At 44.0% G+C, this 23,865-nt stretch carries 17 protein-coding genes; 6 read left to right on the top strand and 11 right to left on the bottom strand.

The window, feature by feature from the left end; genetic code table 11:
* Window positions 1–3: 3 nt before the first annotated feature.
* The 9 genes from QMA41_RS17850 to QMA41_RS17810 form a co-directional block, all read right to left on the bottom strand.
* Complete coding sequence (locus QMA41_RS17850) at window positions 4–345, bottom strand: hypothetical protein (RefSeq protein WP_281630334.1); 342 nt, start codon at window positions 343–345, stop codon at window positions 4–6.
* A 24-nt stretch (window positions 346–369) separates the two neighbouring features.
* Complete coding sequence (locus QMA41_RS17845) at window positions 370–711, bottom strand: hypothetical protein (RefSeq protein WP_281630333.1); 342 nt, start codon at window positions 709–711, stop codon at window positions 370–372.
* A 13-nt stretch (window positions 712–724) separates the two neighbouring features.
* The gene (locus tag QMA41_RS17840; protein WP_281630332.1) at window positions 725–1,090 is read right to left on the bottom strand and encodes a hypothetical protein; all 366 of its coding nucleotides are present in this window, start codon (window positions 1,088–1,090) and stop codon (window positions 725–727) included.
* A 417-nt stretch (window positions 1,091–1,507) separates the two neighbouring features.
* Window positions 1,508–1,855: a hypothetical protein gene (locus QMA41_RS17835; RefSeq protein ID WP_281630331.1), complete on the bottom strand. Its 348-nt coding sequence runs from the start codon at window positions 1,853–1,855 to the stop codon at window positions 1,508–1,510.
* Between the two features lie 190 nt (window positions 1,856–2,045).
* Window positions 2,046–2,402, bottom strand: coding sequence for a hypothetical protein (locus tag QMA41_RS17830; RefSeq protein WP_281630330.1), 357 nt, complete (start codon window positions 2,400–2,402; stop codon window positions 2,046–2,048).
* On the bottom strand, window positions 2,399–2,761 hold the full coding sequence (locus QMA41_RS17825) for a hypothetical protein (protein ID WP_281630329.1): 363 nt from the start codon (window positions 2,759–2,761) through the stop codon (window positions 2,399–2,401). The genes QMA41_RS17830 and QMA41_RS17825 overlap by 4 nt, the downstream gene beginning before the upstream one ends.
* Window positions 2,762–3,481: 720 nt before the next feature.
* Window positions 3,482–3,895 (bottom strand): hypothetical protein, encoded by a 414-nt coding sequence (locus QMA41_RS17820; RefSeq protein WP_281630328.1) that lies wholly within the window; start codon window positions 3,893–3,895, stop codon window positions 3,482–3,484.
* The gene (locus QMA41_RS17815) at window positions 3,895–11,061 is read right to left on the bottom strand and encodes an RHS repeat-associated core domain-containing protein (protein ID WP_281630327.1); all 7,167 of its coding nucleotides are present in this window, start codon (window positions 11,059–11,061) and stop codon (window positions 3,895–3,897) included. The genes QMA41_RS17820 and QMA41_RS17815 overlap by 1 nt, the downstream gene beginning before the upstream one ends.
* A gap of 70 nt (window positions 11,062–11,131) precedes the next feature.
* On the bottom strand, window positions 11,132–11,494 hold the full coding sequence (locus QMA41_RS17810; RefSeq protein WP_281630326.1) for a hypothetical protein: 363 nt from the start codon (window positions 11,492–11,494) through the stop codon (window positions 11,132–11,134).
* Window positions 11,495–11,916: 422 nt separating this feature from the next.
* On the opposite strand from QMA41_RS17810, the gene QMA41_RS17805 reads away from it, so the two are divergent.
* On the top strand, window positions 11,917–12,294 hold the full coding sequence (locus tag QMA41_RS17805) for a hypothetical protein (RefSeq protein ID WP_281630325.1): 378 nt from the start codon (window positions 11,917–11,919) through the stop codon (window positions 12,292–12,294).
* 53 nt (window positions 12,295–12,347) lie between these two features.
* Here QMA41_RS17805 and QMA41_RS17800 read toward each other — a convergent pair whose 3' ends face one another.
* Together QMA41_RS17800 and QMA41_RS17795 are read right to left on the bottom strand one after the other, a co-directional pair.
* On the bottom strand, window positions 12,348–14,945 hold the full coding sequence (locus QMA41_RS17800) for an ExeM/NucH family extracellular endonuclease (RefSeq protein WP_281630324.1): 2,598 nt from the start codon (window positions 14,943–14,945) through the stop codon (window positions 12,348–12,350).
* A 348-nt stretch (window positions 14,946–15,293) separates the two neighbouring features.
* A complete protein-coding gene (locus QMA41_RS17795; RefSeq protein ID WP_006963248.1) occupies window positions 15,294–15,806 on the bottom strand; it encodes an FxsA family protein in 513 nt (170 codons plus the stop codon).
* A gap of 319 nt (window positions 15,807–16,125) precedes the next feature.
* On the opposite strand from QMA41_RS17795, the gene aspA reads away from it, so the two are divergent.
* The 5 genes from aspA (at window position 16,126) to arcC (ending at window position 23,779) form a co-directional block, all read left to right on the top strand.
* On the top strand, window positions 16,126–17,577 hold the full coding sequence (gene aspA, locus QMA41_RS17790; RefSeq protein WP_006963249.1) for an aspartate ammonia-lyase: 1,452 nt from the start codon (window positions 16,126–16,128) through the stop codon (window positions 17,575–17,577).
* Window positions 17,578–17,746: 169 nt separating this feature from the next.
* Window positions 17,747–19,054 carry an anaerobic C4-dicarboxylate transporter gene (locus tag QMA41_RS17785; protein ID WP_006963250.1) on the top strand — a complete coding sequence of 436 codons (1,308 nt, stop codon included), beginning with the start codon at window positions 17,747–17,749 and terminating at the stop codon, window positions 19,052–19,054.
* Window positions 19,055–19,530: 476 nt separating this feature from the next.
* Entirely contained in the window at window positions 19,531–20,979 is a 1,449-nt protein-coding gene (locus QMA41_RS17780; RefSeq protein WP_064488789.1) for a YfcC family protein, read from the top strand.
* Between the two features lie 608 nt (window positions 20,980–21,587).
* Complete coding sequence (arcA, locus tag QMA41_RS17775; protein WP_006963252.1) at window positions 21,588–22,808, top strand: arginine deiminase; 1,221 nt, start codon at window positions 21,588–21,590, stop codon at window positions 22,806–22,808.
* A 59-nt stretch (window positions 22,809–22,867) separates the two neighbouring features.
* Window positions 22,868–23,779: a carbamate kinase gene (arcC, locus tag QMA41_RS17770; RefSeq protein WP_006963253.1), complete on the top strand. Its 912-nt coding sequence runs from the start codon at window positions 22,868–22,870 to the stop codon at window positions 23,777–23,779.
* Window positions 23,780–23,865: the final 86 nt, after the last annotated feature.

The following is a 23,865-nucleotide window of genomic DNA, read 5'->3' as shown; positions in this document are numbered from 1 at the left end:
TTATTATTCACCCTTAATACCAACATAAGCTGGGCCTGGAGCATTTCCGTAATGAGGAAGGTTGCTACAAGTATATTGATCGCCACTGTAATAAGTTGCAATACTCTTACCTGTTGATTGCGCTGTCAGTAATACGCTGAGCATCCCTTGACATGCTTCAGGGCTAACCCCTTTCCAATGTTTCTCAATATTACACATCACGGTATAATCATTCCGGTATGAGGTATACACATTGATATTGCCGTTAGCATATTGGAGAATATTTTTCACTGTACCGATGCAGCCAATATTTGCTATTGAAGGCGTACTAAATAGAATTGCTGTCAGTAGGAGTATTTTTTTCATCACTGTTTCCTGTATTAAAAGTGATTATCTCAGCGAGCCGCGGCAATATTGGACTTGTACGGTGTTCGTTCCACAGCCGCTTTCAACAACACAAGCTACTGCCTTGTTTTCCTTTGACATATGCATCAACCATGAATACATGGCATAGAAATGTGGCGCATTCATATCAAAACTAAAATAACGCGGTGTTTTTCCTGCACACGTACCATGAGTACCGTTTCCATTGATTAAAAACGTTCCTTGGGTTCCTAAATGAACATATTGAGGAACCCCCATGGCAATCCAGTCTCCATTTTTACTGGCATTAGTAGCTAACGCTTGGAATGAAAAGAGAAAGAGTGAAGTTAAAATTAGAAGTCGTTTCATTTTTTCGCGAGCCCTAGTTTAATGGTGGTGGATTTCCAAGGGTGATGTACCTTGCTTTACAGTTGTCAGCGTATTTAACAGAATCATCAAAAGAGACCGACACCTCTTTACCTGCCATAAACGCGCCTAAAATCATTGAATAAGCAGAACTGTCGGTCGCTGCAAATAACACCGTATTACTAGAAGGCCGTACATAACACTCTCCTGCTTTATCTACGCCTTTTAACGTAAACCAGAATGCGGGTGGCTTCCATGAAGGGATTGCATCGCCATCATGGGTGCGAATATATTCAATTTCCCCTTTTACAAATCCTCTCTCTGCATTGGCTGATATGGAGGCAAACAGTAAAGGAAGTAGGATTAGAATTAATTTTTTCATATAAAGTCCTGATGAGCTCATAAAGTGAAAAAACGAATTAAGGGCGCTCGGTGTGTTCCTGATGCTTCACAAGCGTCCCAGTAATTGATCGTCACGGGCATTTTCGCAACTCGCGCGGCAAGTGCGACACTCAAAACATGGTCAAATAAAGGGTTGCGAGAATCGATAATAAATCGGTTAGAGAGTGATGCACATGATGGTTTTTCAGACATGTCAGTAGGGATGTTAATTAATAGCTCAGTATAAGACACGCTTGACGGAGAAGTACTAGACTGCGGGTACACGGTAATACCCGATATTTCTGTTGTAATGTGATAGTTAGACGCTGCATAAGCACTACTACAACCAATAAGTGCCAAACAGAGCCAATATAATTTATGGCGTATTTTCATTTTATTTACCTTAATTACAAAATAGTCAGATACTGTAACTTACAATGTCCACCGCTCGGAAAACGAATTGAATCATCCAATGTAACCATGACTTTTTATTCGCCATTTTCGCAGATAACAACATCGTTAACGCTGTTTCATTATTTTCAGGTATCGATACTGAATATTTTCCTGACGACGAAGAGTAACAGTTAGGCTTTCCATTTGGGGTAACGATTTCAAACCAAGTGTGTTTTCGCCATAATGGGGCGAATGAATTGGAGGCTTCATGATATCGAATTTGACCAATATCCCCGGTTATATCGAATCGAGCCGCATTGGCTGGTGCAGAGAGGATTAGTATCACTAAAGCGATAAAAGCTTTAATATTCATATTTTTAACCTAGCTTACCTTGAGAAAATAGAATCTAAAAAAGCGTTAATAAATAACCATATAGTCAAGCTGACAATCGTTGGAGCCTACAACAATACAGGCAAATACCTGTTTCTCTGATACGCGGTAAAATTTACATATGCGCACATTTTGATTTAACGCTCATTTTATAGACAAAACCATTTATATATCAATCTTCATATATCAAATTACCGTCATGAGAAATCTTATCAATACTATAAGTTTGAAGTGTTTTGTTTTTACTTTCATTCACCAAACCCTTATTAACTCGATAGACAACTTCTACATCCTTATTATAGTATTTCCCACCTGGAGAAAATAAAAACTCACCATCAAAAAATCCATATACCACAAGATTTAAATTGGAATCGCCACTAATTTTTAATCGTATTGTATGACCATCACCACCACGACCATAATTCTCCGTAATTTTGATTGGTGTTAATACTCCTTCAAAATTTACAAGGTCTTGCTCAGGGCCACACCCTGTTATAATAAGTATGATTAAGTACAATAAAGGCCTCATAAGTAAGGATCCTGATATACTACCTTACCCTTATATTCTATTTTACCCACAATATAAGTTTTAGTGATTGACTCATAACTAGGAATAGGATCACCGCTGATAAAGTAGGATACTGAAACATCTTTATTATAATAGTTCCCTCCTTTACTAAAAAGATCCCACCCAATTCTAAAACCATGTGTCACCAGTTTAATTTCAAGATTAGAGCTTATAGAATATACTACCCTAAGGCCAGTACCTCTTCCTTTCTTACTTTTCATTTCAACAGGGGTTAATACCCCATTAGTTTTAACGATTGACTCTTTAGCTCCACAGCCATAAATAAAAAACAAAGTTAACAGAAATAATATACTTTTCACTTTCTCAAACCACTATTTCTCTGCATACCTATCGAATCAATTAAAGTTACATAAAAAGGAAAAATCTTTATTCCACATTGACTGCTAGCTCATTATGATTTTAACCATAAATAATCCTGATAAATATCTATCAGATTTCTTTCAATCGACCTTTTCAATAATGTTAAAATTCAGTAAATCCGCATTTGAACTTATCAAATAGTACAATAATCCCGATAAGAAAAATAAAAGAAAAAAACGAACGAAAGAACTAAAGAAATGGGCTCTATCATAAAATAAACAGTAAAAGCTTTTAATAAAGAAAAACACACCAGAAAAGAAAACCAGCATGTTTAAGATCACTAAACCAAAGCCAATAAAGTTTATAAGGTTGTCTTCTAACATAAATAAGTTCCACTTACAGATTTATATTTAATAGGTAACCAAAGTAAGAGTTAATAATGTCTCGCTCTCGCCATCAATATAAAATGGTGCTAACCCATTTGACCATGACTGAGGCTGACAATTATCACCTACGCTTGTGAACCCTTCGAGGGTAATCCATGACGCATTATCCCAACTACTTCCACCAGAATAAGGTTCTGCATGAGATTTAAACTCAACAATCCTCTTACCTTCGATGATTGATGAATAAGCGAAGGATAAACTCAGCCAATAAATATAGAAACATCATTTTAAAAAAGTCAGCCTAATTTTTGTACCTTGTTACTTCCAAGTTATCTAAGCAAGGTCTAACATCATTCTTTCTATCAATTTACTATCTCGCGCCCAAACCTCCCACTCAGTACTGTCGAAAACACTCAACAGTACTTCACAAGAATTAATTCGACTTTCATCTTCAATGAAGTCTTGTATATTTTTTATATCCTTGGCACCTACAATTAAACAATCAAATGTCTGATAGAAATCTTCAGACAAGCTCTTAAGATTGTCCCAAGAAATAATAAGACCGCATGACTTTCCATGAATCAACTCTTCAAAATCATCCATAGACAGGTCGTCTGGAGCTACACCAATTCCGCTAAACTCAATTATTGACCAAACAAAGTCATTATATGGAATGTTACTCAGTATTTCTGATAACCTGATAGCCCGCCCGTCGTTTCGAAATACAGGGAATGTAACTTTACTCATCAAGGCAGCTCCAAAGGTTTTGCTGGGCCGTGTTGTGGTGTTCCCCCAGAAGGGTTTGGCTTCCAATCGTGCTGGTGTGGATTAGGGTGGTTCTGCTGTGGTCGACCATGATCAGTAAAATCGATATCTCGTTTGGGCTCAAGTTTACCTTCTTTATTGTAGCCCCACTCTCTAGCTTGGGTATAGTTACCCTTACGGCCTTTTTTAGTACCTAATTGCGAGTGAGGAACATCTGAGTCAGGTTCTGGCACACCATGCTTTGTTCTCGGTAACTTTCTGTCGGGTCTATAACTTCCAAACGTTTTAGTATTTGGACGGCCTTTTAGTTTTCCTTTGAGCCAACTACCAAACTTACCCAGCAATCCTCCCAGAACACTTGCTTTAGCAGGAGTAGGAGCAGGCGCTACTATTGACACCATAGTACCGTATGCCACCGCAGCATCTGTAGTTGCCCTTCCCATGGCATCCAGCATGTTTCCATGTGCTTTCGAAACGGTTTCATAGCCGAATACCTTCTCGAAAATGTCACTATGCAACGTTTCGAACCTATAGCTGCCGTCAGGAGCCCGCGTGACAGAAGTGTACTCTTGAACATTTGCGGCTTCCTGTTCTTTCATATTTTTTCTGTATTCATTCTCCTCCTTCGACCCATCATTATATCCATTTCGATCCTTATCCTTGTCAGGGTCAGAATCTACTCGATGATCTCCATTCTCATCCCGTCTATGCCTTTCACCTCCTGAACCCTCAATTTGTTTATATCCTGTAGGGTCAATATACTTAATTGGATTGTTCCAAACATAAGCATACCTATTAAAACTAATCGTAAAATTGGGGTTTTGAATTATAGGATCAGCACTTAAGAACCTACCCAGTTCTTGATCATAAACTCGCCCATTCATATGAACTAGGCCAACTTCGGTAATTTCTTCATGTCCGGTATAACCGCGATTGGTAATTGCGCTTTGTACTACATCCAACGGCCCGTTATCAGACCACGCGACTTTACGCTGCTTACCCCAAGTATCGTAGCTGCGGCGCTCGACAACTAAACCGTAGCCATCGGTGATCATATCGACCGAGTTCAACGCATCGTAATGAAGGTAACGAACTTGTTTATCCTGCAAGTCATCATCGGCACCCTTTGCCTGAGTATTGAGTGCGATTAGCTTGCCGTCGGCATAAACAAAGTGTTTGTGTTGAACAATCCCTGTATTGGTATCCTTGACTCGCTCATAGCTCTTGCCAAAGTAGAAGGTTTCAATTCCGTCACTGTTCTTCTTCAGATAACGATTATGGTTAGCGTCATAGAAAAACTCGACGGTTTTGCCGTTGCGGGTAATCTTGTTTGGTTTGTTGAATTCCGTCCATTCCAGCTCTCGCTCATTGGTCGAGCTGCCATCTGCCCAAGCCCGCAACATATTACCGTTATCGTCATATTGGTAATTAAGCCCATTGGCTTTTGTCACGGCGTGTGGCCCTGCCTGCTGGCCACTGTAGTGGTAGTCTCCAATGTCGGATTTATGTATCAGATTACCCAGCTTGTCATACCGGTAATTAAACGGCCCTGCTAAGTCTGGGTTGTTTACCCCGTGTTGCGCTTTATTAGCCAAGCTGATGGTATTACTGGTGACGCGATCTAAACCATCGTAGGTCCAAGTATCGGTTATGCCCAACTGCTCATCGTATCGGTAAGTCACATTATTGTGATTATCGTAGCGATACTGAATAAAGCGGATATTACGCCCTTGGCTGGTACTTGCAGAGAGGCGCGGATCAAACAACACATTCGCTTTATGGGTAGTAATATAATTTGGTCGACCTGTATTGGCATCATGGCTGTAGGTGTTAACCAGGCCATTACCCAGCGTTTCCGACAATGTATGATCATACGCATCGGTTTCACGACGTTGCCAATAGTAAAAGTAGGCTGGGTTATCTAATGACTCTTCCATTTCTGATTGAGTCAGAATCATATTGAGGTGATCAGCCTGGCTAGATTGCTGAGTATTTTCACAATGATTACGAGAAGAGGCTTCTAGCTGATTCCCTCCCAACTGATTCGCATATTCACAGTTCAGACCACTCAACTCTGCCACTTTTTCTGACAGGTTAATCAACTGGCTTGCAAGGTCGGTGTAGAACTTATAGCGAGTGTTTGCCACCGTTGCTGCTTCAGATAAGTCATCCGCAGCAAACAACAGTTCGTCACGGGTTTCACTATCCGCCTGAGCAATGTAGATATCGTTATTGCTCATCAAATCTTTCTGACCGTTGCTGTCATAGTCAGTCAGTAAGAAGTCATGTGAAGCACTCAAGCTTTGCGCATTGAACTCCGAAGCTGGTACCGTATGGACAGTCGCGTTGTAGTTGCGGATTCCCGGTTGAGTAGTTGCTAGGGTAGTCGTCAGACGATAAATCGCACCTTCCAGCGTAATATCCAGCGGGATAGAGACATCATCATGGAGCAGTACCCAAGTTGCTGGACGCAAGTAACATTCGCCCTGGTCGTTACACCACTGCTTATAGCGATAACCGTCACCCAACAAGGCTTGTGAGGAGGCATCTAGATTGTGTACATTGACGGTTTTGCTGTTGTACTCAGCTGCTTTAGTAGTAAAGAAGCTTTCCTGAGTGGCGTAGCGTTCCGCCTTAGTTAGGTAAACATTGGCTTGTGCTATCGCATCATTTAGCAGCTCACGAATACCTTCACGAAAACTGGCACTGGTAAAGACTTCATCTGCATAATTTCGCGGGCTGCGTACCCCTGCGACGTAGCCATAAGGGTTATAGACATATTCAACCGCTAGGCGATCGTTGCTGTTGGTGCTGCTCAATAACTTGGCCGCACCGGCAAGCGTGGTATCGATGCCGTTTGGTCGAACTTCTCTCGCGACACGTTCGAACTTATCGTAGAAGTAATGGGTGCTGAATTTCTCGTCACCAACTTGAACGGCGACTTCTTCAGTTAGGCCTGCTGTGTTGTAGTAATAGTCCGTCTCACTGCCATTACCAGCAAAACCAGATAGAGTGCCAAGCGCGCCGCGTTCATCGTAACGCCAGGTAGAAACGTTACTACCTTCGGTCTGCTTCACTTTTCGGCCAAGGTTATCGTACTCAATCGTTGTGATCGCTCCCTTCGCATCGCGCTTGTAGACCAGTTCGCCCGCTGCGTTGTAGTTGTAACTCCACTGCCCCATATCTGGGTCATCCAAAGAATTACGATGACCTAAATTGTCATAGCGGATTTGAGTCGTGTTACCTGCGGAATCTGTGCTTGAACGTAGTTTTCCATCAGGATAGTACTGGTAAGTTTGGTACGTACTGTCTGGTTCATTATTACGAAGAACAAAACCGAGGATATTGCTAACAGTACTATAATTGAAACCACGCGCATCAATAACCGATGTCAGGTATCCTTGGTACTGGGTATTAAAGATGGCGACACCACCATGACTCGCTGGCTCTCGTTTCGTAAGCTCACGGTTTAATTCGTCGTAGGTGAAGGTGACAACTGGCGCGGGTGTATTTTTGCTAAGGAATTGAGGCCGGGTTACACTGACTTTACGGCCATTACGGTCCCAACGAGTATCCGCTACCACAAGCTGACCACTAAACCCCGTATGCAATTTTCGGATTTCTCTCCCAGCGTAATCAAAATGTGTCACCACTTTGCCACCAGAAGCTAGTAATGTCGTGACACAACTTACGGTTTGAGAAGTTCTATCTTTACATTGGCTACCCAAGCCGTAACTGGTGTGGCTAATATTGCCGGTGCCCGGTAGGGTCTCTGTCAATACGCGACTGAAAACATCATAGGTATACCCTACGGTTCGGCCTTTTAGCGGGCTAACTGACTGCATTAGCCTACCTTGAGTATCTAACTGTATTGATGTGCGGTGACCAACGGCATTGACTGAAGCTGTTGAGAATAAACCTTGTGCATCAAACTGGTTGGTCGTCGTGCGTTTAGCCAAATCAGCGCCTTCTACACTTTGGCTGACAACATTACCCCAATCATCATAGCTATATTGTGTGGTAATCGATTTCCCAGCCAAGGAAATATCACCGCTTGACTCATAATCCGAGCTGGTTGTTTTGTCTGAGATAAGGAAACCATTGCTACTGTAATCATACTGGTTCGCGATGGTTCTTTTTAAATTGGTGGTGTTATCAACAATGGTAGAGATAGAGCTGGCAACAGCGCCAATCTTCCAATAATTCTCGCCCGTTTGGCCGACAGTCTGCACACGCGTCATAGACGATGTGGTGAACTCCATATTGCCATCACCATCATAGTCATTATACGAATAGCTCCCGCACGACTTAGCGTTTGAGTTGTTAAATTCGCTGGCGGTTGAGCTGGCAAGTTGGCCTTTGTAGACCGTTAAACCATCGAGATCAACGCTGTAAGAGCTGCTCTGGTATTTGAAATAACTATCGTAACGCTCCAGAACGAGAGGAATATCAACATCACTGTGGATCAACACAATGTAATCATTGGGCTTAAAGAACACTTCGCCGTTTTCACCACAATAGCGCCCCATGCCCGCTTTATAAGTACGAAGCAGAGTGTCTAAATTGTTGACGTTACTAACGCTGGTAATGTCATAAATGTAATGGTTCTGATTAACACCCGTTGAGACGTATTGATATTGGGTGTTGCTGGTAAAGCTACCTGCACCTTCTAATTCACTGGATAATTCTGATTTCTCATTGATTAAATTGCCAAAGCGATCCATTGAACGAGTAATCACTTCCTGACGCTCAACTGCGCTACTGCTCAAGCCGTACTTTTTCTTAACGACTTTATTGGCATAAAGCTGATAGTACTTGGCTCCGTAGCCTTGATTGGTCAACTTTTTATAGCTGTACGATGTTTCCGATACTTTCTTATTGTTTTTGAATACAGAGACAAGTTTTGGTTCACCTACTTTAACTACATCCAACTGTTCAAATATGGTTTCCGTGCGAGTTGTGACCTCTGCATTTTCTGTCTCAATGATTTTTTCAAATCCAAGGAAGCCACCACCCAAATAGTGCGATTTTGCTCCTTCATACTGGTAGATATAAGAGGTTGAACCATAGCCTTTAGGTTGTTTGACAACATTAGCAACCAAGTAAGCAGATGGGGTAGAGTTAACATATGGGAAATTGTAATAGCGCTTTTGTTTGTGGACACTCGTATCAGTTGCGATTTTGTAATTAACGCGGTACTCAATCGCAAACTCTTCAATCTTGGATATTTTATCTGTCGGATATGCGCTGGACGTTAGCAAGTAGAGCTTGTCGTTATCATTACGAACAAAATCAACGATGCCATCGGAATTGTAGTCAACCAATTGCTCAATTTTTGAAACGTTTGAACCAATGGTTTGACTAAAATTGATATTACCGAAATTGTTTTTGTAGAAACGTCCGTTAACGTAGATTTCTGGATAGCCGTCAGCGTTGTAGTCGATGGCTTTGATTTTCTTTAGATCATCGCCATGCAAACGCCCAGAAGTAAATCTATGTACAAAACTATGACCATTAAATAGGTAAACACGAATGGTGCCTTGGTTACCACCCGCTGCAATTAGGTCTTTGTAACCATCGTTGTTTACGTCAGCAAGAAAAGCTAAATCTGGTCGCCACTGACTTGTTTCACTACGAAATACATACTCTTTATAAGAGCGACTCGATAAATAGAAGACCAAATCACTCGTATACTTAACGTAGTAGTCATCTTTACCATCATTATCGATATCGGCAATGCCAGATATAGGATAAGACGAGCCCTTTGGTGATGAGAAGAGCGTTTCCTTTCCATCACCATTTAAGTCGGCAGCTGACTGCTCTGTTCTGTATTCAACCATAACCCCATTGTTGCTAGGCATGTAAGCCTTGGGCCGGCTGGCAAGAGAAAGATAATAATTGTACTCACTAGCTTCGTGTCGACCAGATTTAACCTCTCCGCACCACTCCCCTTGACTATAACCGTAAGACCCTGCAACTATTTTTGGGTTATCCAAACTTCCAACTAGTGCATAGCTGGCAGCTTTTGCCACTGTATCACCTTTAGGACCTTTGGCTTGACCCGCGTCCCCTTTAGGCTTGTACATTGGCCTTGTACAGACTTTATTAGCCAGTTTTACTGTCAGGCCATAAGGTTCGCTAAAGCCATTTCGGTCAGTATCAAAAAAGCTAACATCTGAAAAACCTAAAGCAGATGATTTGCGGCTATTGGAATGGCTATTATTCCAAGAGAAATTGATTTCTGTACTACACTGGCCATTACTGCAGTAATCTACCGTGTTTAATAGACTTCGAGCGGTGATCCCAGAGTAAGCATATTTAAAGTTATAGCTCCCTACTGGGGCGTTGCTGGCATCAAAAGTCTTGATAGTTTTTAATCGTACATTTCGTTTTAACTGGCTACCAAACAGATATTGGGCGATTTGATCCGTTCTCGCTTCATACTCAAAGCTGACCTTACCGCCTACATAGCTGATATTGTCAATTCGATGTGTACCATTACTGTTGTCTTCAAGGTAGCTGAACTGTACGTGGTTGTTTTTGCTGGTATCGGTGATCTTATTCAGTGACCATTTATAAACGTGTGATTGACCTGGTAGCTCAGCTCGCGAATCAGACGTCGCACCATATTCATAAACCGAGCCGTCCTTGTACCAGACTTTAAAGCTTGCTGGTCCATTACCCGCACGGCCAAATGAAACGATCTTTGAGTAGCCGTTTGTTTCTACTCGATACTCGGTCAGGTTTTCTCCATCGCGGCCAGAGACTGCAATCAAACGCTGACCATCAAGACAAAAACGGTCATCCGCGTTAAATCGAATCCCTCCCCAGCGGCCATCTTTATTGAGGTTTTTACCACAACGAGAAATCGAAGAGAGCCCGCCTAAGCTCCACCCCATACCGAGCATGCCGTTAGGAGAGTCACTACGATATTCCAAACTCACAGAAGGTTGTAAACCTGCGCGACCCGGAGATACCGCGATTGGCAGCGAGTATGTCGCCTGACCGCCTGACGCAGAAAAATCACCGGAGAGCTCAATGCTTTTTCCTTCTTCTGAGGTTAGCGAGAGAGCTGGGTGCGAAAAGGCTGCCGCAAGTAGTGAAACAACATACACCGCATAGGTATGAGTGAAACGATTCGATTTCATATAAGCCACTGCTGTTTATATTCTTAATTGGATTTCGCTTGTTACTCTGAAAGTTCAGGTCGCGAATTGATTATTGACTGATGGATTGCAGCCTTTTTAGCCTCAGTTGCAGATTCTCAAGCTCTGCGGGAGGCTGATATCGTTCTTGAATATTGCTTTGTGAAAATTCCGCTAGGTCTCCACGAAGGAGTGGGAGTTCCGCTTTCTCCACTTCAACTAGGCCATGGGCAATGGTTTGCTGAAGCTGAATCACTGGTGAAGGGAAATTCGCATCTTCACTCAGTTTTATTTGGGGTAACGATTCGCGGCTGTCATCCAAAGTCGTCACCTCATCGGCGATTGGCAGAGCTATCTGCCTTGAAAACATTGCGTATAAAGCGCCAGCAATGGAAATGAGTAAAGCCACTGCGAAGACATAGTATTTTTTAGTCATAATTGATTAAATTTCAGTCTGTAACGCGGTAACTGGATACGCTACCGCCCTTCGCAATTAAACGAATCATATGAGAAATCTATAAAAGAGCACAGATACTAATCAATACTTATATAAGCTCAACTTATTAATTCATAGATATGATATAAATCACAATGCAATCGAATAAATAGCACTTTGGTTTCAGTTAGTTAAATTAGTAAAAATGAATATAAGACGGGAGGTAGTTGGGCTAAGTAAAACTCAAAGCGCAATAGGAGCTTTGTTTTTATCAAACAGATGCTTTCAGTAGGAAGTCGATGTATCTAAGTTCACACTTATTTTAGTTTTATAAAATTATCACTACACATTGATATGACTTATAAATAAAATCCACTCTTCCTTAAGGTTTGTCCTTAATTTCATATCAACCGAGAACAATAATGAAACTAAAACACATCGCAGTGGCGTGCCTTTCAGCGTTGGCTTTGAGCGCTTGTAAAACGAAAAGCCTAGAAGAACTTCAGCCAACTGCCGATCAAGAAACAATTAACACAGCAAAAGAATATCTTAGTGATATCAAGGATTTAAAAGTTACAGATCACGGTGTGATCTACTATTCGGCGAGCTTACCAGGTAACTCTCGCTGGGCGACTGCCCACATTATCGAGTTAAGCTACCGATACTCTTGTGAAGAATTACGTTGGTATGTCGAACGTGGAATGATTGTAAGAATGCAATTCCGCGGCAATAGCGGTACCACTCGTGATTATGATCTAGCACGTTGTGAGACCGAAGTTCCAACGGACCTATACGAATAAAAAAAACCGCCACTGAATGTGGCGGTTTTTACTTGGTCTCTATAAAGGTTGGCTTACTTACGACGACGCCATAATGCTAAGCCAAACAGTGACATTAGCGCACCAAAACCGAACGAACCTGCCATGTTCAGTTCTAGGACTGCTGGATCGTGGTCTGAAGAGCGGAAGTGGTCGTTGTACTTCGGCAAGTCACCTTTGTACTCATCGTTGTAATCAAATAGCGTCGATTCGCCGCCATTGATATGCCAGTCTGTCGCATCCACAAAGTGCTTCTTCAGGCTTGGGCTGATTAGTAGGTGGTCTAGCGCGCCCACTTCATCATTGTACGAGTAGCTCCAGCTATTAGGGTGCTTCATCGCAACAGCATTGATGTAGTTGTACCCTTCAGTAATTACCGCACCGTTGTCACCAAACTGCTCTGTGTCACCAATGAAGGTATTACGTGCCGCTTTGATCTGCTTACCGTATTTCTCTTCACTGTAATCCGTCAGAACCAGCATTGGATCTTCCATACCGTAAGAGTTCAAGTCACCAAGAATCACTTTATGACCTTTGATGTCTTTCAGCGCATCGCCCAGTGCAACCGCTGCCGCAACACGGAAGTTTTCACAAGAGCCTTGTTGGTCAGCATCAACACCGCCCTGACCACCTTGGTCAACAGGTGCTGCGTCTTCCCAACATTTAGAACCTTTCGATTTGAAGTGGTTGATGGCAACCGTGATCTTCTCATTGGTGCCTTTGATCTTGAACGTTGGCGCTAGAGAGTTACGTTGGTAGTTCTTACCATCTTCGATCACTTTACCGTCGTCATCTAGCACTTCAGGCGCTTGCTGACTTGGCATCTCGATAACGCGTACTTCTTTCAGCTTCGCCACTTTAGAACGGTAGATAACGCCTGTTGTGATAACGTCAGTACCAATTGAGTCGTTCTCATCCGTCACTTTATCGCCATTGCTGTCAACGGCAACGAAGTCGTAACGGTCTTTCTTCTTATCGATACGCTGGTTTAGCTGTTCAACAAGCTGACGAATAGCACCACTGTCACCAAAGCCATTGTTTTCGATTTCCATCAAACCAATGATATCAGCGTCAAGGCGTAGAATTGCGTTAACAATTTTCGCCTGTTGAACTTCAAACTCTTCAAAGCTGTTGGCACCACGGTTGTCGCCGTGCTGGTTAGCATCACCACCAAACGGAGAGTTGAAGTAGTTAAGTACGTTAAATGTCGCGATACGAAGATCGCCTTCTTCCATATCGATGCCTTCAGTACGAGGATCGTTACGTACGAAGTTTTCGTTAGTTAGCGTGTTGGTAGCAATCAGACGGTAGTCACCGTAGCTGTAGCTTAGAACACCTTCTAGGCCAACGATGGTATCGTCGATGCGGATGTAGTCTTCTGTGGAACCATTCTGGTCAGCATCAGTGCGGCCAAAGTCTGGGTAGTAAGGAACCGTGCCGTTAGCTGCATTTGCATCAGACTCGATGAACAGGCGACGCTCTGCGTTTTCAGTGCTCTGCTGTTTCGCTTCATCAGAACCTGCTGCAAAGTTCTGGTTAGGGTGCATGTTGATGCGGCCTTGAGCAACAACCATGTTGTTACGACGCGATGCGTAATCGTAACCAAAGGTGCGAGTCACGCGCATATCCAACGCTTCAGTAGTCTTAACCAGCATGCCTTCGTAGCGCTCTAGCGTCTGGTCGAAGTTAGCGTCATCCGCCATCACTTCAATCGCCGTCGCCGCTGGAGCAGATTGCTCGCCTTGCTTAACCCAGTTGTTGTTTTCTGCTTTTAGTTGCGTCAGGTTGTAGTTCTCTTGAACTTTACCTTTCACACAGACCACATCGCCAGGCTGAAGATCAGAGCTTGATTGGTTAGTGTGGACGAACAAACCTTCCGATGTTTTCGGGTTGTAGTCATCTTCCAGTGCTTGTAGATAGAAGCCCTTTGTTAAGCCTGTGGTCACTGCACTAACCACACCTTTGACGAAGAAATCTTCATCTGTGATGTATGGATAGCCATTGATGAATGGAGACGTATCACCTTCACCTTGAATTTCTTGAATCGATGTAAAGACAGGTTCAGCACCGTCTTGAGTACAAGCGAACGGCTCTGGTGCCTCACCGCCATCCAGTACACCTAGACCTTCGATGCTGTCTTTTGCCAGCGATGACCATTGAGAAGCGTCATAAGTAGAAGAAGGCGTCATCGCATCAACATTACGTACTAGAGTGACATCTTTTGCGAAATCTGAGCCGCCCATGTTACCCAATACGTCATGTACGTTGCCGTCTTTAAGTAGCGCAACCGGATCATTACCGTTAAATCCGATCACTGAACCATTTAGGATGTCGCTTACTGCTTTGATTTCATCACTTGAACTTGTATGTGCAACAACCAGAACGCTTTGTGCTTCCAGTACACGACCATCTAGAGCCAGTTTGCTGCCCCACTCACCGCCGCCGTTGGTCGATTTCGCTAGCTCATAGCCATCCAGCGTCACTGCTGAATCGCCAGTGTTGGCAATCTCAATAGCTTTATTGTTACTGCTACCTTCAACGTACTGAGAAATTACGATATCCGCCATTGCTGGAGCGGAGAGAGCACTTGCGACCACTGCTGCAAGTAAGGTTGGGGTTAGTTTTTGTTTCATTCTGTCCACCTTGCATCGCTTTCCGTGTTGTATAGGGTTGAGAAAGCGTGTTCCAAATCACCTTTTCTATTGAGAAAAGACTTATAAAGCACGACAAGTGTTTATCTTTTTCATGAAACTAAAAACAACATTCAGTGACAGTGAGATTTCGATCTCATAGATATGCTGAATATTTGAAGAGACTTCAAAGTTTAAACATAAGGTGAAACGTTTGTTGCACAAATGAGAATAGATCGCTGATTTAGTTTAGCTTTTACTTATAAATAGAATTAAAGCTCTAGAGGCAAATACAAATAAAGGCGCTGTGATTGCGCCTTTATTTATCAAGTGTTCGCGAGGTTTTGTCCGTTAATTGAGGCGATTATTATCGTCTCCATCCTTACGCTCATATTCCCCTTCAAACGTATTACCGTCTTTAGGTTGTTGATTAAACGGGTCTTGATCAAAAGGGCCTTGTTGGAAGTTTCCAGAACCGAAGCCGCCTTGAAAGCCACCGCCGACAGACTGCACCGTCATCTTACTCATAAGGTATTTTGCCATCGCAGCACGCGGCGCTGGTAATAGCACCAACATGCCGAGCGCATCGGTCATAAAGCCCGGTGTCAGTAGTAGTACCCCTGAGACCGCTAGCATCACACCTTCAAGAATTTGCTGAGCAGGTAGCTCGCCTTGCTGCAAGCGGTTCTGCACTGACATCAAGGTCTGCAAGCCTTGGCTGCGTACTAAAGACGCACCGACAAACGCGGTGATCAGTACCAGTGCGATCGTCGGCCACAATCCTAAGTAACCGCCAACCGAAATAAACAGGCCTATTTCAATAATAGGAACGAAAATAAACATCAATAATAAGATAGGAAACACACGCCCTCCTTTGTTAGGCCCAGTGTAAGCCCAAAGCTGATTCAAGCTCAAATTAAAGCTGTAAAAAAGAGTGATAGAAACCTCAATAAATCACTACTACTTTGTGGTTATTAATACCCTGTTCATATCTTGCAAAAGTTTAACTAAACAAAAGCAAAAAAGGTGATCAAGCTACTATTTTTATCCGCTGGGTACAGTATCATGAGCCCCATAAGTCAGGACGGATTTTACAGCCAAAAATTCTGACGAAAGGATTCTTACACTGCAGAATGGCTAGCATTTTACTTTATCATCAGAATAATTATCTAAGGATCCTGTGATGGCTACCCTAACTGATACTCCAAGCACTGCAGCTGCAGCCACTCGTATCGAAGAAGACCTACTTGGCGAACGCCACGTTCCTGCCGACGCTTACTACGGCATCCACACGCTACGCGCTATCGAAAACTTCAACATCTCAAATGTCACGATTTCAGACGTACCTGAATTTGTCCGTGGCATGGTTATGACCAAGAAAGCCGCAGCGTTAGCAAACAAAGAGTTAGGCGTTATTCCTAAAGATGTAGCGAAATACGTGGTTGAAGCGTGTGATTTGATCCTTGAAACAGGTAAGTGCATGGATCAGTTCCCTTCAGACGTCTTCCAAGGCGGTGCAGGCACATCAGTCAACATGAACACCAACGAAGTGATCGCCAACGTCGCACTTGAGCTGATGGGCAAGGAAAAAGGTCAGTACGAATTCGTTAATCCAAATGACCATGTTAATAAGAGCCAGTCGACTAACTGTGCTTACCCAACAGGTTTCCGTATCGCCGTTTACAACAGTGTTCACACTCTGATTGAAGCGATTGAATACCTGAAAGGTGCATTTGAGCTTAAGAGCCAAGAGTTCAAAGACGTGCTTAAAATGGGTCGTACTCAGCTTCAAGACGCGGTGCCAATGACCGTAGGTCAAGAGTTCCACGCATGGGCGGTGACTCTGAATGAAGAAATCCGTGCCCTTGAGTACACTTCAAAGCTACTGCTTGAAATTAACTTAGGTGCCACTGCGATCGGTACTGGTCTGAACGCAGCGGAAGGCTATCAGAAACTGGCAGTGAAACACTTAGCTGACGTGACTGGCCTAGACGTAGTCCCAGCAGAAGATCTGATTGAAGCAACTTCAGACTGTGGTGCTTATGTAATGACACATGGCGCGCTGAAGCGTTTGGCGGTCAAGCTGTCTAAGATCTGTAATGACCTGCGCCTGCTATCTTCTGGCCCACGTTCAGGTCTAAACGAACTTAACCTCCCAGAGCTGCAAGCAGGCTCTTCTATCATGCCAGCTAAGGTTAACCCTGTGGTACCAGAAGTGGTCAACCAAGTGTGTTTCAAAGTACTGGGTAATGACAACACTATCTCATTTGCCGCAGAAGGTGGTCAGCTGCAGCTAAACGTGATGGAACCAGTCATCGCGCAAAGCATGTTCGAGTCCATTTCTCTGCTGTCTAACGCGTGTGTCAACTTGCGTGATAAATGTATCGATGGCATCACGGTCAACAAAGAGATCTGTGAAGGCTACGTTTACAACTCAATCGGTATCGTGACTTACCTGAACCCATACATTGGCCACCACGAAGGTGACATCGTCGGTAAGATTTGTGCAGAAACGGGTAAAAGCGTTCGTGAAGTAGTGCTGGAGCGTGGCTTACTGACCGAAGAAGAGCTGGACGATATCTTGAACGTTGAAAACTTTATGCATCCTAAGTATAAAGCGAAACGCTACGAATAAGATTGCTACCAAGGAGGGCCCAATAGGGCCCTTTTTTAGGCACTAATACGGTTAACCACAATTTTATCAGGGTTAACTCATTCAGTGGCTCCCTCCTTCCATTATCTAAACGTTTAGACACTGAGTGTTTAGATAATCGAATTTAAGTTAACAATATGAGGTATCTATTATGGTAGCGGTCGAACTGTTAGTCGTTCTGCTCTTTATCTTTTTAGGAGCGAGAATCGGCGGTATTGGCATCGGCTTTGCGGGCGGTGCAGGCGTTATCGCATTGTCATTAATTCTTGGCGTACCGACCAGTCAGGCATACATTCCTGTTGATGTTATTCTGATCATTATGTCGGTCATCACAGCGATTGCTGCAATGCAAGTTGCCGGTGGTATGGATTGGTTAGTACAACTGGCAGAAAACTTCTTGCGCAAGAACCCTGAGCGCATCACCTTTTATGCGCCTATCGTCACTTTCCTAATGACATTAATGGCGGGTACAGGCCACACGGCGTTTTCAACGCTACCGGTTATTGCGGAGGTCGCAAAAGGTCAGGGTGTTCGTCCATCTCGCCCTCTCTCTATTGCTGTGGTCGCATCACAAATCGCGATTACCGCTTCACCTATCTCAGCGGCGGTAGTGGCATTCGCTGCAATGTTGGCACCAATGGGTGTTGACTACCTGACACTGCTTGCGGTGTGCATCCCAACCACCTTCATCGCTTGTATGATTGGCGCCTTTGTCGCTAACTTTATGGGCAGTGAACTGAAAGACGATCCGATTTATCAGGAGCGTTTAGAGAAAGGCCTGATCAAACTCGCAACGGAAAAACAGCGCGACATTTTACCAACCGCGAAAACAGCTACGTACATTTTCCTTGCGGCAATTGGCTTCGTGGTTTGCTATGCGGCAGCCATCTCTAAATCAGTAGGTCTGATTGTTGACCCAGCACTTGGGCGTAACGAAGCCATCATGACAGTGATGCTGGCAGCGGCAGCAGCTATCGTTCTATTCACTAAGATTGACGCTTCAAAGATTCCTAACGCCTCGACTTTCCGTTCGGGCATGACCGCTTGTGTATGTGTTCTAGGTGTGGCTTGGTTAGGTTCAACCTTCGTCAATGCACACGTGGATGGCATTAAAGAAGTCGCAGGGGCGTTGCTGGCTGATTACCCATGGATGTTGGCCATGGTTCTATTTTTTGCCTCTATGTTGCTTTACTCACAAGGCGCAACCACGGTCGCGCTGATGCCTGCTGCCCTTGCAATTGGTGTTGCTCCACTAACAGCAGTCGCGTCTTTCGCCGCAGTGAGCGCTCTGTTCGTTCTACCGACTTACCCAACGTTGCTTGCTGCAGTAGAAATGGATGACACAGGTTCCACTCGCATCGGTAGCTACGTATTTAACCACCCATTCTTCATCCCAGGTGTGGTAACCATTGCGTCAGCCGTTGCATTAGGCTTCACTTTCGGTGGTCTGTTGATCTAATTACAACAGTAAAAAAGAAAGGGAGCTTGTGCTCCCTTTTTAATTTTGTTCTCAATAAAAAGTCTCACATCACAGTTTTATTTTGACTTTAGTCAAAAGATCTCCCAAAAAATTATCCTGAATGAAAATCCGAATCAATGAATAAAATTCCTCATTTTATTTATTCATCATCAATCATAACCTAAATAACTTGCCCTTACCTTTGGTAAAGGAATAGAAATCCATTTTAATTAAACAAATACCCTAGCATTATCAATTTGTTTAAAAGTCAGAAAAATAACACTGAATATTTTTGTGAAGATCACCAAAGTTAGAAAATCTATCAATAATTAAAATAAACTCCAAGAGCTATTCGTAATCAGCTCAAAATAATTATCACAGTTCCAATAACTTAGTATTTGTGAGTTTATATTTATAACTCTAGTTGCTGATTCACTTTTATTTGTTATTCAACAAGTAAGAGTAAGGAGATCACCATGACCACCCAAACTGTACCTACCGAAGAAAAAAAAGGCGGCTTCTTTGCCAACTTTAAGTTCCCTTCCGCTTACACGATTCTGTTTATTTTAATTGCACTGGTCGCGATGCTGACCTGGATTGTACCTGCGGGCCAGTATGACCGAGCAATGAATGAAGATTTGGGTCGAGAAGTTCCTGTCACAGGCACCTACCAAGCAGTGGAAGGTAACCCTCAAGGTGTCATTGACGTACTGTTGGCACCGATTGACGGCTTCTATGACCACAATAGCTATGAAGCCGCCGCGATTGATGTTTCTCTGTTCATCCTTGTCATTGGTGGCTTTCTAGGGCTAGTGACAAAAACGGGCGCCATCGATGCTGGGATTGAGCGCGTAACGCAGCGCCTTCAGGGCCGAGAAGAGATGATGATACCCATTCTAATGGCTCTGTTTGCTGCTGGAGGAACCGTCTACGGCATGGCCGAAGAATCCTTGCCATTCTACACCCTGTTAGTGCCAGTAATGATGGCTGCACGCTTCGACCCACTGGTTGCCGCAGCCACGGTGTTACTCGGCGCAGGCATTGGTGTATTGGGCTCCACCATAAACCCATTTGCCACCGTCATTGCTGCTAACGCATCTGGCATTCCGTTTACTGATGGCATCATGCTACGTGCCTTAATGCTGGTGATCGGCTGGGTCATTTGTGTCGCCTACGTGATGCGCTATGCCCGTATGGTGCGTGAAGACCAGAGCAAATCGATTGTTTACGATAAATACGAAGAGAACAAAGCGCATTTCCTTGGTAATCAAACTGGCGAATCTCTTGAGTTCACCACCACACGTAAAGTCATTTTAACCATCTTCGGCGGCTCATTCGGCGTGATGATCTACGGTGTCTCCGTTGCTGGCTGGTGGATGGCAGAAATCTCAGCCATGTTCTTAGCAGCAACGATTTTAGTCGGACTCGTCGCACGTATGAGCGAAGAAGAGTTCACCAACAGCTTTATTGATGGTGCTCGTGACCTACTTGGCGTAGCGCTAATCATCGGTATTGCGCGCGGGATTGTAGTTGTCATGGACCGCGGCATGATCACTGATACCATCTTGTACTCAGCAGAGCAGATGGTGACCGGTCTGTCGTCGGTCGTGTTCATTAATGTCATGTTCTTCCTTGAGATATTGCTATCTTTCCTTGTGCCTTCCACCTCTGGTCTGGCAGTACTCACTATGCCGATTATGGCTCCACTCGCAGACTTTGCTGGTGTCGGACGCGACCTAGTCATCACGGCTTATCAATCGGCTTCTGGCTTGGTCAACCTTATTACCCCCACTTCGGCAGTCGTTATGGGCGGCCTTGCCATTGCCCGTGTGCCTTATGTGCGCTGGGTGAAATGGGTGGCACCATTGCTAGCCATTCTGACACTATTCTGTGTTGTGATGATCAGTATTGGCGCTCTTATCTAACCTGCTCTTTTCCTTACACTCGCTCACAGGATGTGAGCCCCCAAAGCCGCCTTAGTGCGGCTTTTCTTTTATCTGTTCAGCTGAAAATTAGAAAAACTATTCCTATCTATAATCTTCATTTATCCAATATTAATTCTCTAAAATAATCCTACGAATTTAATATGTGATCGACATTAAATTTATTATCAAAAGTTTTGTTATAAAACGAATAGTTCAACACTTAAAAGCAATTATCTAGAAAGTTAGAGTGCATAATTTCAATCTAATATACCCTTTGTAAATAATTTAAATTTGAATATTTTTCCTTGGTAAGGATATTAATCAGACACTCAACCTCAACTTATGCATAAACTTCCCTCTTAAATGGTTAAATAGGGGGTTCACATACCAATAACAACTGCATAGATATTGTTAAACCCCTTGAAAACACTGGCTTTAGGCATAAAAAACGAACTGTGATTGATCTCTAAGATTCCTACCCAGACAAGCGTAATATGAATTCCAGAAACAAAATAAGTGAATAAATAAATTCGCTCTTCTATTCCCTACAAATTAAATATTAGTTTTTAAGCTTTAAAACTAATTAAAAATATAAGAGAGATACGATCATGAGTAAGTTATACGTAGGTTCTGAAATCGGTCAATTACGTCGCGTTCTGGTGCATCGCCCAAGACGAGCACTGACTCACCTGACACCTTCCAACTGCCACGATCTGCTATTTGATGACGTACTTGCCGTCGAGCGTGCAGGTAAAGAGCACGATGTGTTCACCCAAACTCTGCGCGACCAAGGTGTGGAAGTGTTACTGCTTACTGACTTACTTGCAGACACGCTGGCGGTAGCAGAAGCCAAAGACTGGCTGCTAAGTCGTCAGGTATCGGATTACCGTTTAGGTAAAACTTTTGCCAATGACGTTCGTTGCTACTTGGGCGACCTACCCAATGTTGAGCTGGCTAAGATTCTTACCGGTGGTCTTTCTTACGCTGAAATGCCGATGAAATCCTCATCCATGATGCAGGGGCTTCACGCACCAACAGATTTCATCATTGAGCCATTACCAAACCACCTATTTACCCGTGACACTTCTTGCTGGGTCTATGGCGGTGTCTCTATCAACCCAATGGCGAAACCAGCCCGTCAACGTGAAACCAACCACGTTCGTGCTATCTACCGCTGGCACCCAAGCTTTGCAGGTCAGGACTTCATCAAATATTTCGGTGATGAAGAGAAAATCTACGACAACTCCACCATTGAGGGCGGCGATGTCTTAGTTATTGGTAAAGACGCCGTGCTGATTGGTATGTCAGAGCGCACAACCGCTCAAGGTGTTGAGCATCTTGCCTCAGGCCTGTTCAAACATGGTCAAGCGAAACAAGTGATTGCGATGGAGCTACCGAAACATCGTTCATGCATGCACTTAGACACCGTCATGACTCATATGCGTGAAGATACCTTCTCTGTTTACCCAGAAGTGATGCGCAAAGATGTGAAGTGCTGGAGCCTGACTGGTGATGCGTCTGGCGCTGTGAACGTCAAAGAAGAAGGTTACTTCGTGACGGCTATCGAGAAAGCTCTTGGTGTCGACCAACTCAACCTTATCACCACTGGCGGTGACAACTTCAACGCGGAACGTGAACAGTGGAACGATGCTAACAACGTTCTTACCGTCAAGCCTGGTGTCGTGATCGGATACGAAGGCAACACCTACACCAACGAGAAGTACGACAAAGCAGGCATCACAGTATTGCCAATTCCTGGCGATGAGCTGGGTCGTGGCCGCGGCGGTGCACGCTGCATGAGCTGCCCAATCGAACGTGATGGTATTTAAGTAACGGATAAGTTGGCGAGAGCGACTTAGCTCTCGCCCTCAGCAGAGAGATTAAAGCAATGACAAAACAAACTGTAGTTGTCGCACTTGGCGGAAACGCCCTACTTCGCCGCGGTGAACCATTGGAAGCCGAAGTACAACGTCAGAACATCGAAATTGCCGTCAAAACCATTTCGGAAATTGCTCAGGAATACAACGTCGTACTGGTACACGGTAATGGCCCACAGGTTGGCTTACTGGCGTTACAAGGTTTGGAGTACAAAAAGGTAGCACCGTACCCACTGGATGTTCTGGGCAGTGAAACGCAAGGCATGATTGGTTACATGCTGATGCAAGAGTTCAAAAACCAAATGCCAAACGTCAACGCCACTTGCATGCTAACTCAGATGACAGTGGACCCCAATGATCCGGCATTCGCTGACCCAACCAAACCCATCGGCCCGATTTATGAAGAAGCCGAGGCACGTGAACTGGCAGAGAAGTACCACTGGACCATCAAACCAGACGGTCAGCACTTTCGCCGCGTCGTGCCTAGCCCACAACCGACAGGCATCATCGAACACGACGCGATCACCAAGCTCATCGACGAAGGTCACTTAGTGATTTGTACTGGCGGTGGCGGCATCCCAGTCAAAAAAGAGAATGGCAAGCTGGTCGGTGTCGAAGCGGTGATAGATAAGGATATGTCCGCTGCATTCCTTGCCAAGCAGCTGAATGCTGATGCTCTGCTCATCCTCACTGACGCGGATGCGGTTTACCTCGATTGGGGCAAGCCTACTCAACATGCGCTGCGCAGCACTAATCCAACCGAATTAGCACAGTACCAATTTGACGCTGGCTCAATGGGGCCAAAAATCGAAGCGTCATGCGAGTTCGTCAAGCAAGGTGGCAAAGTGGTCGGTATCGGTTCACTGGAAGATGGTTTACGCATTCTTCAGGGCACAGCAGGCACCAATATCACCAAAGGCTAATTACCAGCTGTCCTGACTTTAGTCAGGGCTGAGATGAAACAAACAATTACTCAAATTCATTACTGCACTTTCTTACCTCTTTCCCT

It is taken from the genome of Vibrio sp. St2, assembly GCF_947311885.1.
Taxonomy (GTDB): Bacteria; Pseudomonadota; Gammaproteobacteria; order Enterobacterales; family Vibrionaceae; genus Vibrio; species Vibrio coralliilyticus.
The sequence above is the reverse complement of the archived record's forward strand: the minus strand, read 5'-3'. Positions and strand labels throughout refer to the sequence as shown.